The sequence below is a fragment of the Bacteroides celer genome, assembly GCF_002632415.2.
In the GTDB taxonomy this organism is placed as follows: domain Bacteria; phylum Bacteroidota; class Bacteroidia; order Bacteroidales; family Bacteroidaceae; genus Bacteroides.
The window spans coordinates 433,955-448,536 of record NZ_CP178209.1 but is presented as its reverse complement, the minus strand read 5'-3'; the positions used below and the strand labels follow the sequence as shown (position 1 = coordinate 448,536).

Genomic DNA, 14,582 nt, shown 5'->3' with positions numbered 1-14,582 from the left:
AATATTATAACTATTTATTGGTTTCCGACGGTCCAGTCAGGAGTTTGTACCAAATTCCAATTCTTATCAATATCGTCCTGTGGAATAGGCCACCAATAGCTTATAAATTTACGTGTCTGATATACTGTACGAGTATAATATTTATTTCTATAGTCCGCATCGGATACTTTAATATAAGCATTCATGCCATAAAAATCACCATCCAATACTTTCTCGGCTAATTTCCAGCGACGCAGATCATTAAAACGAAGTCCAGATTCACAATTCAATTCCACACGCCTTTCTTGACGAATTAACTCGCGCATTTCTACAGGATCTGATGGGGCTGTTATCTTGCCTTCTTCAGCTGAAACACTATATTCGGGAATACCCGCACGCTCACGAATCAAATTGACATATTTCAGAATCTCTTTTTGATTAGCAGTATAAGTGCCCTTCTCAATGCTATATTCATTCAACGCCTCAGCATAACTTAAATAGATCTCTGCTAAACGACATAATGCACCATGACGGTTTTTATAGTCTCCACTACCTTCTTTGGGATTTGCAGATGGGTCTACTCTCTTACGTACCAGATAGCCGCTCCATGGAGCGTCGTGAGAGGGACCACCGTCTTTACCATCCATATAAAAGTCAGTATTTCTCTTACCACCAATATGCCATTGCTCGTTATGCAGTACTGAAATATAAAAACGAGGTTCGCGGTCACAATACATTTTATATGTATTAGCGTCTACAACTACATTTTCATCTTTATTACGATCTCCTTCTGAAGACCCATACTGCCACTTTGTAGAATAAGTCTCTTTTTGCGTACTAAAGCCTGTCTCTGAATAATTAGCATCTGGATTAACTTTAGGAGAGCCATCCGAATTATAGCCTATAATAGGTCTTTGACCGTTTCTCATGAAAAAAGCATCAACCAAAGATTGGGTTATTCCGATCGCTCCCACGCCATTAATACCCAAACCACGTGGGATACAGTTTTTATCATACCATCCACCGGAATCCATTGTACGAACAAACAGTAATTCTCTGTTGGCTTCATTCCATCTCTTCATCACTGCATTCTGATAAGAAAGAAAAGGATCAATATCACCGTTATCCAAATATTCATAATGCAAATGATAGCCAGATGCTTCTGCCTCATCTATAACCAGTTTACAAGCATCCACTGCCCTTTTCCATCGTTCCGGATCATGTGCAGAATTAAAGATAGGGGTTCCATCAATGTTTTTTATATTCGCCAATGCAGGATTACCATTCACCAAGTCACTTGCAGCAAATAATAAGATACGCGCACGCATTGCCAAACATCCGACAGAAGTTACACGACCATATTTCTTATCTTCAGTTTGAGTGGCAGGTAATTGTTTTGAGGCTTCCAACATTTCTTGATCCGCCCAATCAATTACATTATAAAACGGCTCTTGTTTCAACATCAGATCATCAGCCGAAGTACTTTCACTAGCCTCGCGAATAATAGGAACTGAACCATAAGCTATAGCCATCATAGAATTATAATAAGCTATAAAGAAACGACATTCAGCTTTCATAAAGTCCACTTCTTCAGCCGGTACAGCCTCCAGCGGGTGAGCATGCTTAATGAACAAATAAGCAGAACGGATATATTTGGGATAAGTATTCCAATAAGTAATTACCCCGGGATTGTCTGCTGTCCAGTTACCTTTTTGATATTGAATGGCTTTAAATCCTTGCGCTTCCCAACCAACTGAAGGAATCAGTTCATCAGCTATGGCATCGGGACCATCATAAGTATAATATTCGGGCAGGCCGCGATAAACATATGCCAGCCAACGTTCCATATTCTTTTTATTCTCAAATACTGATTTTAAGTCCAACTGGTCATCCGGTTGCTTATCCAGATAATCAGAACAAGAAGAAAAAGCAAATGTCGTAATAATACTTAATACTATAAATTTTAATATGCTATTTTTCATATGCGCTATTATTAGAATTTAATTTCAAAACCTGCAGATAACGATTTCATAATTGGGTACGCAGCCCCTGTAGTATTTTCGACTTCCGGATCCCACAAATCAAATTTTGAGAATGTCAAAAGATTTGTTCCTCTTACGAAAAGACGAATGCCTGATATAACTGTAGTATTTCTCCACAAACTCTTTGGTAAAGAATAACCTAGTTCTATGTTTTTCAAACGTAAGAAACTCATATTCCGCAGCCACCATGTAGAGGATTGGTTATTATTACTATTTATACCGTCATCCAAACGCGGATAAAATACGTTCTGACTTGGGTTGTCTACAGTCCAACGATCATTTGCATTAGTAAACATATTGCCCGTTACTCCTCTATTGGCACCCGGAATAATACTTGATCCTAATATATTCCAACTACGGCCTATTCCTTGAAAGAGAACCCCAAAATCTAGATCCTTATATTTCATATTCAGTCCAAAGCCATATACTATCTCCGGATCTTTTGTTCCTCCGATTGGCGATTTATCAAATACGTCCACTTTACCATCACCATTGACATCCCTGTATCTAATATCCCCCGGGCGGAGTTTGCTTACAAAACTTTGAGTCGGAATTCCTTCTTTCAGTTTACCTGTACTTACGTCTTCAAAATCGTCTTCTGTAAACAAACCTTCTGCTATATAGCCAGTTAATTGCCCTACCGGATGTCCTGTTTCAGCACGGTTAGTACCAACTACTGCACTAGGTTCATCCTTTTCTGTTATTTCATTATGAGCATAGGTAAATGTTCCCATTAAGCTGACAAATAAGTCTTTGCCAAACTGTTTATTAACATTTAAGGAAACTTCTACACCCTGATTAGTCACTTTTCCAAAATTCTTCCAAGGCTGCTTCATAAATCCAGCCGTCATCGGAACAGACTCACGTGGCATAAATATGTCTTTACGGCGTTCGTCGAAATAGTCTAATTGCAAATCAATCATACCATTCAGGAAACCTAGCTCAACCCCCAAATTCATCTTATTAACAATCTCCCATGTCAAATCTTGTACTGCAAACTCACCTTCTGCCATACCAGTTAAGCCATAACTGCTATCCAATCCCCATTTATACATGTTTAATGTCTCATAGTCATCGGTAATTGTAGAAAGGTATGCAAAACGGCGTCCACCTAAATTAGCATTACCTACCTGACCATAGGATGCACGCAATTTCAATTTAGATATGACCTTACGCAACGGTTGCATAAATGCCTCTTCCGATACAATCCAACCAATGGCTCCTGAAGGGAAAAAGCCATAACGTTTGCCTTTGGCAAAATTCTCAGAACCATTATAGCCAAAATTAAATTCACCTACATATTTACCCGAATAGGTATAAGATGCACGTCCTGCCAATCCCTGATTACGGTAAGGCAACTTGCTTCCATCATCATAATTACGACGATTAAACAATAACATTGCAGCAACGGAATGTTTCTCAGCGAATGTGCGGTCATAAGACAAAGTAGCTTCCATATATACGCTCTTATTTCCATAATCACCGCTTTTTGAGTAATCCAGGAAATTAGTACCATTGGATTTTGATGCTATAATCAAATTACCTTCATCATCACGTCCTGTAGCAGGCACATAATAATCCGGCGTCTTTCCACGAGAAACAGTACCCGAAGAAAACCTGTCAAATGAGAATGTACCTTTTATTTTCAATCCCGGAAGTAAGAATTTCAAATCTTGTTCTACAGAAAACAGTGTTTCAATCTTACTGTCGCTTCTTCTTTTATATCCACTCTGAGTAGCCCATGCCCAAACGTTTGGCTCCTCTGTTGTCGGTATCTGTCCACTGGAATACTGTGCAGGAAAAGCATGAGGAACAGCAACGAACGCTTTTTGGAAAATTTGAGATATATCTTTCGTTGTAGAATTTCTATCTTGCAAATATCCACCAATATTAAAACGTAATTGCGTAGTAGGACTTAATTTCAAATCCACATTAGAACGCACGTTATAACGTTGCAACTTAATAGTAGGATCCCAATCATAGCTTTTATCACGTTTCAAAATACCACGTTCATTATACGCAGCAGCAACAAAAGAATAACGTAATGTCTCTGTACCACCGGAAATATCTACTGTTACACGCTGATTCGAAGCATAATCATTTGCAATTGCATCCATCCAATTCACGTCCGGATATAAATCAGGGTCATAGCCTGCACGAGTTTTTGCAATACGATCTGTATATTTAGGCTGTTGTCCTGTATCCATCAAGATATCATCCAAAACCTGCATATAATCTGCCGCACCCAAATACTCGGGAAGTTTAACTGGCTGTGTAGCTGCAAATTCAGCCTTTACAGTCACACGAGGTTTACCAACTTGTCCGCGTTTTGTATTAATTAAAATAACACCATTAGCTCCCCGCACTCCATAAACAGCACTTGCAGCAGCATCTTTCAACACAGAAAAAGATTCTATCTCTTCAGGATCAATATTATTCAAATCGCGTTCTATACCATCAATCAAAACCAATGGGTTTTGTCCGGCATCCTGGAATGTACTAATACCACGAATCCAGAAAGAAGAATTATCATATCCCGGTTCACCAGAACGTTGCACAGCTAATACACCGGCAACTGTACCAGCCAGATTATTACTTATTGAACGAGTAGTAGAAACCTTTAACTTAGCAGGTTCAATCGTTGTGATAGAACCAACAACAGACTCTTTCTTTTGTGCGCCATAGGCAACCACTACAACCTCATCTAATTGACCAACATCTTCTACCATTTGTACATTAACAACCTTCCGGTTATTAACTATCTCTTCTTTAGGAACAAAACCAATATAACGGAAAGAAAGCACAGATTTTCTTTCAGGAACAATAATACTATAATTACCATTCATGTCTGTCAATGCATGCACTGTGGAATCATTTTTCAAAATGATTGTTACACCAATCAAAGGCTCACCTTTTTCATCTGAAACGTTACCTGTTACCTTAATACCCTTTTGTTGTGTAGTTTGCTGTACCTTAGGAGCTTCTGGCACCGAAATAGTAATTTGTCTTCCCGACATCTTATAATTCAGTCCTGTCTCTGAGAACAACTCTTTTAATACAGCGTCTATTTTCTTATTGGAAACTGAAATGGAGACTTTGTTATTCAGATTTTTCTGAACATTAGCAGAGTAAATAAAAATATACTTACTATGTTTTTCGATATAATCTAAAATATCTTTAACTGTAACATTCTCATACTGTACTGAGAATAAATCTTCTTCGGAATTCCAACTAATAGAATTAGTACCGAATGAAGAGAATGGAATCATAAAAAAGACGTTTATAATGCAAAAAAGCTTAAGTCTTTTTTTTAAGTGTAAAAAAATAGTTTTCTTTACCATAAAAATTTCTTTTTAGGTTAACAATTTTGGATTTATTGATTTAACTAGGGAGTTACTATCGGGTAAATACGGCAATATTTATCCGATTTTTTTTGTCATAATGGCAGTCTGTTCTTCATAGGCAAACATATTAAAAGATTAATTAAAAAAATTATTTATTTAAATATATACTAGTATCACTCTTTTCGATCGTGAATGGCAGGGTTTGCTGAATACATTCAATCACCTCGTCTATATCATCTTTCAAATCTAATTTCCCATACACTTTTTCTTTACCAATAATTGGATCACATTGAATAGATATACCATAGTAGATGCTTAGTCTTTGAATGATCTGCGACAAATCATTACCATTCAATAACATAATCCCCTCTACCCAACTAATATACTCTGCTACATCAACTTGCTTTTGATAAGCAATTGTACCATTTGCTATATTCAACAGATCATTAGGATTCAAACGTGCTTTCTTTTCATTCTTATCAGTAACTTCTACCGCACCTTCCACCAATACAATATTAGTTGTTCCTCCTTTATAATTCGAGATATTGAACTTCGTTCCTAACACTTGCAGTTTAAAATCATCAGACTCCACTATAAAAGGATGTTTCTTATCATGCGCAACTTCCAGGAAAACTTCTCCTTGGGCATAGATTTTACGAATGTCTCCTTTAAAACAACGAGGATAAATCACTTTTGACTGGGAGTTAACGACCAGCCGAGTCCCATCAGACAATTCTACTCTAGCCCTTTTCCCCGCAGGGACAAGCAACTGATTATATTCTTGTTCCTCTTTGGTTTTCTCTTCTTTCTCTTTTATCACTTGTGAATTGACAGCAACTTTCCCCTCTTTCGAATACTTAATGAAAACATCTTCATCCAAATTAAGCTGTTCCTTGGAAGTAATAAGAGTCACTTCCTCAACAGATTGGCTATCCATTTCTTCAGCAATAGCCTGGAAGTCTAAATTAACACTTCCATTATGATTAAAAAAATAAATAGTTGAAATGCAAATCAAAAAGGAAGCAGCAATAGAAGCTGAAGCAACTAAGAAATATTTCTTTCTGCGCTTCATAGCATCTTTTCGCATCTTTCGTTGAGTCTTCTCTATGATAGAAGATGAATCAATCTTTTCCTGCACACAATTTTCCCAAAAGAATTTCAACTTCTCAGCATCAGGCATAGAAGTAAAATCATCCTCAATATTTTCTTGAGAATTCAATTTACTAAATAAATCTGCGAGACGATGGTATTCTTTCAAGCTCATAATCCTATTTTAATGTTGTTCTATAGATAAAGACGCAACTAAAAAAAAAATCTCCCAGTCAAAAATGATTTTTTTTCATTTTTCGGGTAAAAAGAATAAAAGTGGAGTTAGCTATGTGAAAAAATAAGGCATTAATAAGCAGGAGAGTAAAAAACTTAGCTCTTGCGAGATTTCATATTCAATCTTTTAGCAATTTCATCTAACGCAAAAGCAATATGGTTATTGATAGTCTTCACTGATATGTTCAACATATCTGCAATATCTTTATAAGGAAGCCCGTCTATTTTTGCTAAGAAAAAGACATGTTTACACTTGGGAGGAAGTTGTTGAATGGCGTCATTAATTTTAGCCATTTCTTCCTTACTAATCATCTCCTCGGCTGGAGATTGAACCGGCTCAAAAATAAAATCTTCGATATCATCAAATGACAATTCATACTTTCCAGTTTCCTTCCGCAAAAAAGAAATCGCTTTTCGATAGGTGATTGTCTGGATCCAAGCATTCATATTGCCAATTTCAGCCAGACTTTTTCTATTTTTCCAAACTTCAAAAAAAACATCACTCACAATCTCTTCAGCTGACTCCTTCTGGCCAAGTAGCGCAAATGTATAGTGATATAAACGCGAAGAATAATGCTCCATAAAACGATTGAAAGCAATTTCATCGCCGTCTACTATTCTACATATTTCATTATTCTCAAGTTTCACAGAAGTATTTATAGATTATTTCCAATTAACAAAATTGAGCCAAATATAGCAGTATCGTATCAATTACGAAAATAAAACACCATAAAAAGGAATTAAAAGTTATCAATTATAGAAAAATGGCTATAATAAAAACATTACCATTTAGCTATAAAAGTCTCTTACTTAGATAACGTACAGGATACCATACGGAGAGAAAACCAACGGCTAAAACTGTGATAAAGATTAATACGACATCCCAAGCGTGAACGCTGACAGGATAGGCATCTACAACAAAAGTACCACCACCGCCTCCCAATGAAATTATACCGAATTTCTGTTGGATAAAACATAGGATTAAGCCCAGAACAATACCGGAAATAGCGCCAAAAAGAGAAATGAGACGTCCTTCAAAGAGGAATATTCGGGAGATGAGTTTATCACTAGCTCCAAGACTCCGCAAAGTTACTACATCATCCTTCTTATCCAAGATTAACATAGAAAGGGAACCAATTACATTGAAACAGGCTATCATTAAGATAAAAGTGAGAAACAAATAAGAGATTAATTTCTCTATCTCCATAATACGGAAAACATCTGCCTGCTGCTGATAACGGTTTTGAACTACAAAATCATCACCTAATATATTTTCAATTTTGGATTGTACAGATGAAATATTTACATTAGGTTTCAATTTCAATTCCATCGCAGAGACTTCTGTTGTATAATCCAGAAGCTCACGGAGGAAATCGAGAGAAGTCAAAATATATTTCCCGTCATATTCTTGCTGATTCACAACAAATACGACACCCGGAGAATACAGGTAATCACGATTAAAAGAAGCACCGGGATTTGCCATGTTCACTTTGGCATTTCGCTTGGGTAGATAGACCTGAAGAGGATCAACAAATTCCAAACCTGTACCCAAAGTCGCAACCAGTTCCACTCCCATGACCCCGTAGTTCACAATAGAGTCATGAAGAAGAAATTCACCTGCACCATAGAGTATACTGTCTATAGCAGTCAGTTCTTCAAAGTTATCCTCCACACCTTTTAATACAACCATAGCTTGGCGATCCTTGTATTGCACCATTGCATTTTCTTCGAGTGTTTCTGTAAACACCTCTACTTCAGGAAGTGCACAAACAGCGCGAATCCGCTTATCTTGCGCATCAAAGACTTTTCCTTCACGGACCGTAATTTTCAACTGCGGGTCAAAAGCCGTAAAAAAGCTAGCGACCATATCCTGAAAACCATTAAAAACGGAAAGGGTGCAAACCAAAGCAAGCGTAGCAAGAGCTACCCCACATACGGAAATACCGGATATGATATTAATAGCGTTATGCTTTTTTTTTGAGAAAAGATAACGCCTGGCTATATAAAAAGGAAAGTTCACCTCTGCAATGAATTATTTCACTTCAGCAATGAATCTATTTTCTCAATATAATCCAATGAATCATCCACAAAGAATTTCAGCTCGGGAATGATGCGCAACTGGTGACGCACACGAGTTCCAAGTTCATAGCGGATGGATTTCATATTGTTATTGATATTCTTCACCATCTCTTCTGCTTTCTCCGAAGGAAAAACACTGAGGTAAACACGGGCAATACTCATATCAGGACTGATACGAACTGCACTAACAGAGACCAGTGTGCCCGGCATGGACTTTGTTTGAAGCAGGAATATCTCACTTAGTTCTTTCTGCAACAGGCGAGATATCTTATTCTGTCTGGTTGTTTCCATAAATCTACTCTTTTATCTTACTTTTTTCTTATAATCGTTAACCCGTCACGTAAAGGCAATATCACTTTTTCCACTCGCACATCTTCCGCCACCAAATCATTGAAGGCTTTAATACCAATCGTCTGTGCATCCGTGTTGCGAGGCTGTTCGAGAACATGACCGTCCCACAAAGTATTATCAGCAATGATATATCCGCCTGCAGATAGATGCGCCAACGTCATCTCGTAATATTCAATGTACTTACGCTTATCACCATCAATAAAAGCCATATCAAAGGTAACACCTAAACGCGGAACAAGTTCTAAAGCATCACCTATATAAAAACGAATTTTATCGGCAAACGGTGATTTCTCCAACCATGGACGGGTAAAGTCCTCTTGTTCATCATTGATCTCAAACGTATGCAACAGTCCACCTTCCGGCAGACCTTCCGCCAAACAAAGGGCAGAATAGCCGCTATACGTTCCGATTTCCAATATCTGACGAGGCTGAATCATTTCTACAAACATCTTCAGCATCCGTCCCTGCAAATGCCCGGAAGCCATACGAGGACGAAGGAGCTTTACATGCGTATCCCGATAGAGCGATTTCAAGTAATCGCTCTCGGGATCAATATGCTGCAAAATATATTCGTCTATCGATTCGGTTTCCTGCATAAAACTTACCTCTTTAAAAATTAAAGATAACGGTTGTTGTTAGGTAATACAGTCTCCTCTGCATGCTTCAAAGCATCTTCCACTACATTAATTTCGAGGAATGAGGTCTTTGTTCCTGCCTTACCACTACTCAAATATCCTACCATATCGGAAGGCTGCAAACGGCCTTCTTTCAACAGACGGCGCAATGCCGCAAAGTAATATTGCTGTCCGTTAGCCAATTCCGGCATATAGATAGCTTCCACACCATAAGACAAAGCCAAATGACGCATTGTCTTTTCTTTATAGCAGATAGCCAGCACTGGATACTTTCCACGGAAAGCAGCCAGGTTACGAGCAGTGCGTCCGCTATAACTATCAGTGATAATAGCACGTATTTTTAGCTTAGAAGTAGCTTTTACTGCTTGTTTAGCAAGGAACGCCGTAACATCATTACTATTCTCATCTAACGGAATACGGATATCATTTTCTTCCAGTTTATCTTTTTCTGCCTGAGCCGCAACTTTAGTCATTGTTTTCACCGCTTCTACCGGATACTTACCATAAGCGGTTTCTCCGCTCAACATCAAAGCATCTGTACGATAGTAGATTGCATTGGCAATATCAGTCACTTCCGCACGAGTCGGACGAGGATTATTTATCATTGTATGGAGCATTTGAGTAGCAACGATTACCGGCTTCTTTGCCAGAATACACTTGCGAATCAATACACGCTGGATTCCCGGAATACGTTCTTGAGGCACTTCGATACCCAAGTCACCACGGGCAACCATTACGCCATCTGCCACTTCCAGAATTTCATCGATATTATCCACCCCTTCCTGATTCTCAATCTTAGCAATAATCTTAATATCACTATTATGTGCATCCAGAATTTCACGTATGTCAAGTACATCCTGACGGTTGCGCACGAAAGAGTGAGCGATAAAATCAATATCCTTTTCGATAGCATAAAGAATATTGTTACGGTCTTTTTCCGTTAATGAAGGAAGATTGATGCGAACACCCGGGACATTTACGCTTTTACGGCTTCCCAAAGTAGCATCGTTCTTAACTTCACACAGCAAATAACCATCCGTCTTATCAATAACTTCCAGTTCCAGATCGCCATCATCAATCAGAATCGTACCACCGATATTCAGGTCAGACACAAAGTTCGGATATGAAACAGCAATACATTCACGAGTTGTTTCCAAATCCGGATTACCTACAATCTTTACTTTCTCTCCTATTTTATATGGAATCGGCTCTGCATTAGCCGTCGTACGAACTTCCGGACCTTTTGTATCCATCAAAATCGCAATACGGTTGGACACAGCACGTACATTTGCAATCAAAGCTTCAAAACCTTCACGGCTAGCATGCGCTGTATTCATACGCACTACATTCATCCCAGCTTCAAACAACTGTTTTATAAAATCCACATCACAACGTCTATCCGAGATGGAAGCCACAATCTTAGTCTGTTTCAATAACATAGTCTTTCTACCTATTATATATTATTACCTTATTTATTATCTATCCAATAAAGCCTCCAAAGCCAAACGGTACGAATTTAGCCCAAAGCCACAAATCACTCCTTTACAAGCACAAGCAATCATCGATACGTGCCGGAAAGACTCGCGACTATGCACATTGGAAATATGCACCTCAATCACCGGAGATGTCACAGAACGAATAGCATCCTGCAAAGCTATGGAAGTATGTGTATACGCACCTGCATTCAAGATTATACCATCCACATCAAATCCCACCTGCTGTATGCAGTCTATCATTTCTCCCTCGATGTTCGATTGAAAATAGTCGATCTCCACGTCAACGTATCTTTTGCGAAGATCAGCCAAGTAATCTTCAAATGTAACGCTTCCGTAAATGGAAGGTTCACGCTTACCCAACAGATTAATATTCGGGCCATTAATAATTTGTATCTTCATCGCGCAATCCTGTTTTTTTATACCTTTGTATCTGAAAGAATGTGCAAAGGTAGAAAAAAGAAATGGAAATCAACGAAAAAAAGCATAAGAAGGAACAACAAGAGCTGATAATCAGGAAGTATCAGCAGTATCTCAAACTGGAAAAGTCCTTATCTCTTAATACGCTGGATGCCTATCTGACGGATCTGGACAAACTGATGAGCTTTCTGAAATTGGAAGGGATTTACGTATTGGACGTATGCCTGTCCGATCTTCAACATTTTGCGGCCGGATTACATGACATCGGCATTCATCCCCGTTCACAAGCCCGCATTTTATCAGGAATCAAATCATTCTTCCGTTTTCTCATCCTCGAAAACTATCTGGAAGCAGACCCCAGTGAACTATTAGAAGGCCCTAAAATAGGTTTCAAACTTCCTGAAGTACTGACTGTGGAGGAAATTGACCGGATTATCTCCGCCGTCGACCGCAGCAAAGCTGAAGGACAGCGAAACAGAGCTATTTTAGAAACACTATACAGCTGCGGACTTCGGGTATCAGAACTTATCACCCTTAAACTATCCGACCTCTATTTTGATGAAGGCTTTATCAAAGTAGAAGGAAAAGGAAGCAAACAACGACTCGTACCGATCTCCCCCCGGGCTATTAATGAAATAAAGCTTTACATCACAGACCGTAACCAGATTGAAGTGAAAAAAGGGCATGAGGATTTCGTTTTCGTCAGTCAGCGGAGAGGCAAAGGACTTTCCCGGATTATGATCTTTCATATGATAAAAGAATTAGCACAAAAAGCAGGCATTACCAAAAACATCAGTCCGCACACTTTCCGGCATTCCTTCGCCACTCATTTACTGGAAGGTGGAGCCAATTTGCGAGCCATTCAATGCATGCTCGGACATGAATCTATTGCGACAACGGAAATCTATACACACATTGACCGCAACATGCTTCGTAGTGAGATTATTGAGCATCACCCGCGAAATATCAAGTACCGGAAAGAAAAAGAGGAGTTATTTCATTAAATTATGATAAAATCGCCCCCTTATCTATATAATTATATTAAGAATTAATATCTTTGCGTTACTTTTTCTGTGTGAGCAGAAGGAGGTTGGCAAATAGACGATATTTCAATTACAAACATTTAATTTATACCTAAAATGACTAAGAAGTTGTACTTGCCTTTACTCATGGCAATGGTTGTTGCATTATTCTCTTCTTGCAGCAAAAAAATGGGTGAATTATCAGCTGATTACTTCACTGTTACTCCGCAAGTGCTGGAGGCAGTAGGTGGTAAAGTTCCTGCGACCATCAATGGTAAATTTCCTGAAAAGTATTTCAACAAGAAAGCGGTTGTAGAAGTTACTCCGGTTTTGAAATGGAATGGCGGCGAAGCTAAAGGCCAACCAGCTACTTTCCAAGGTGAAAAAGTGGAAGGTAACGACCAGACTATCTCTTACAAGATGGGCGGTAGCTACACTATGAAAACTTCTTTTGACTATGTTCCGGAAATGGCTAAGTCTGAATTGTACCTGGAATTCAAAGCTACTATCGGTAAGAAAGTAGTTACTATTCCTGCTGTGAAAATTGCTGATGGTGTAATCTCTACTTCTGAATTAGTAAACAATACATTAGGTAACGCCAACCCTGCATTGGGCGAAGACGCTTTCCAACGTATTATCAAAGAAAAACACGATGCTAACATCATGTTCTTGATCCAACAAGCTAACATTCGTTCCAGCGAGTTGAAGACTGCTAAAGAATTCAACAAAGAAGTAGCTAACGTAAACGAAGCTGCTAACAAGAAGATCAGCAACATCGAAGTTTCTGCATACGCTTCTCCTGATGGTGGTGTAAGCTTGAATACTACTCTTGCTGAAAACCGCGAAAACAACACAACCAAGCTGTTGAGCAAAGACCTGAAGAAAGCAAAAATCGACGCTCCGATCGATGCTAAATATACTGCACAGGACTGGGAAGGTTTCCAAGAACTGGTTTCTAAATCTAACATCCAAGACAAAGAGTTGATCCTCCGCGTTATTGCAATGTATCAAGACCCTGCTCAAAGAGAAAGCGAAATCAAAAACATCTCTGCTGTATACAAAGAATTGGCTAACACTATTCTTCCTCAGTTGCGTCGTTCTCGTTTGACTTTGAACTATGAAATCATCGGTAAGTCTGACGAAGAAATCACTAAACTGGCTTCTTCTAATCCTTCTGAACTGAATGTAGAAGAATTGCTGTATGCTGCTACACTGACTAGCGATCCTGCTAAACAAGAAGCTATCTATACTCAAGCTACCAAACAATTCCCGAACGATTACCGTGGTTACAACAACTTGGGTAAATTAGCTTACCAGGCTGGTAACATTGACAAAGCTGAATCTTACTTCAAGAAAGCTGCCAGTGTTAATGCTACTCCTGAAGTTAACATGAACTTAGGTTTGGTTTCTTTGATGAAGGGTGACAAAACTGCTGCAGAAGCATACTTCGGTAAAGCTGCCGGAACAAAAGAACTTGGCGAATCTATGGGTAACCTGTACATCGCTCAAGGTCAATATGAAAGAGCAGTTAACTCATTCGGTGACTCTAAGACTAACAGTGCTGCTTTGGCTCAAATCCTTGCTAAGGACTACAACAAAGCTAAAAACACATTGGCTAACGTAACAAGACCGGATGCTTACACTGACTACCTGATGGCAGTTTTAGGTGCTAGAACTAACAATTCTTCTATGGTAACAAGCAGCTTAAAGAGCGCAGTTGCTAAAGATTCGTCATTAGCTAAGAAAGCAGCTACTGACTTGGAATTTGCAAAATACTTCACAAATGCAGATTTCATGAACATCATTAAATAAGAGAATTACCACTCTATTTTAAATATTAAGAATTGCCTGTCATTATAAATGACGGGCAATTCTTTTTTTTTATCTGTAAAAA

The 14,582-nt window shown here is 38.6% G+C and carries 11 protein-coding genes; 2 read left to right on the top strand and 9 right to left on the bottom strand.

Annotated elements, in window-relative coordinates; genetic code table 11:
* Positions 1-14: 14 nt before the first annotated feature.
* The 9 genes from CJF29_RS01430 to aroQ form a co-directional block, all read right to left on the bottom strand.
* A complete protein-coding gene (locus tag CJF29_RS01430; protein ID WP_099146209.1) occupies positions 15-1,961 on the bottom strand; it encodes a RagB/SusD family nutrient uptake outer membrane protein in 1,947 nt (648 codons plus the stop codon).
* A gap of 11 nt (positions 1,962-1,972) precedes the next feature.
* Positions 1,973-5,362, bottom strand: a complete 3,390-nt coding sequence (locus tag CJF29_RS01425) for a TonB-dependent receptor (RefSeq protein WP_099146210.1) — start codon at positions 5,360-5,362, stop codon at positions 1,973-1,975.
* Between the two features lie 151 nt (positions 5,363-5,513).
* Complete coding sequence (locus CJF29_RS01420; RefSeq protein WP_099146211.1) at positions 5,514-6,629, bottom strand: FecR family protein; 1,116 nt, start codon at positions 6,627-6,629, stop codon at positions 5,514-5,516.
* Positions 6,630-6,784: 155 nt separating this feature from the next.
* Positions 6,785-7,336, bottom strand: coding sequence for an RNA polymerase sigma factor (locus CJF29_RS01415; protein ID WP_008642439.1), 552 nt, complete (start codon positions 7,334-7,336; stop codon positions 6,785-6,787).
* Positions 7,337-7,481: 145 nt separating this feature from the next.
* Positions 7,482-8,708 carry an FtsX-like permease family protein gene (locus CJF29_RS01410; protein WP_099146212.1) on the bottom strand — a complete coding sequence of 409 codons (1,227 nt, stop codon included), beginning with the start codon at positions 8,706-8,708 and terminating at the stop codon, positions 7,482-7,484.
* Between the two features lie 17 nt (positions 8,709-8,725).
* A complete protein-coding gene (gene rbfA, locus CJF29_RS01405) occupies positions 8,726-9,058 on the bottom strand; it encodes a 30S ribosome-binding factor RbfA (RefSeq protein WP_004296522.1) in 333 nt (110 codons plus the stop codon).
* A 17-nt stretch (positions 9,059-9,075) separates the two neighbouring features.
* The gene (locus tag CJF29_RS01400; protein ID WP_099146213.1) at positions 9,076-9,714 is read right to left on the bottom strand and encodes an O-methyltransferase; all 639 of its coding nucleotides are present in this window, start codon (positions 9,712-9,714) and stop codon (positions 9,076-9,078) included.
* 20 nt (positions 9,715-9,734) lie between these two features.
* Positions 9,735-11,192 (bottom strand): pyruvate kinase, encoded by a 1,458-nt coding sequence (gene pyk / locus CJF29_RS01395; RefSeq protein WP_004311172.1) that lies wholly within the window; start codon positions 11,190-11,192, stop codon positions 9,735-9,737.
* Positions 11,193-11,228: 36 nt separating this feature from the next.
* Positions 11,229-11,648: a type II 3-dehydroquinate dehydratase gene (aroQ, locus tag CJF29_RS01390; protein WP_004311171.1), complete on the bottom strand. Its 420-nt coding sequence runs from the start codon at positions 11,646-11,648 to the stop codon at positions 11,229-11,231.
* A gap of 62 nt (positions 11,649-11,710) precedes the next feature.
* On the opposite strand from aroQ, the gene xerD reads away from it, so the two are divergent.
* Together xerD and CJF29_RS01380 are read left to right on the top strand one after the other, a co-directional pair.
* Positions 11,711-12,670, top strand: coding sequence for a site-specific tyrosine recombinase XerD (xerD, locus tag CJF29_RS01385; protein WP_099146214.1), 960 nt, complete (start codon positions 11,711-11,713; stop codon positions 12,668-12,670).
* 135 nt (positions 12,671-12,805) lie between these two features.
* Positions 12,806-14,500 (top strand): tetratricopeptide repeat protein, encoded by a 1,695-nt coding sequence (locus CJF29_RS01380; RefSeq protein WP_008642433.1) that lies wholly within the window; start codon positions 12,806-12,808, stop codon positions 14,498-14,500.
* Positions 14,501-14,582 lie beyond the last annotated feature (82 nt).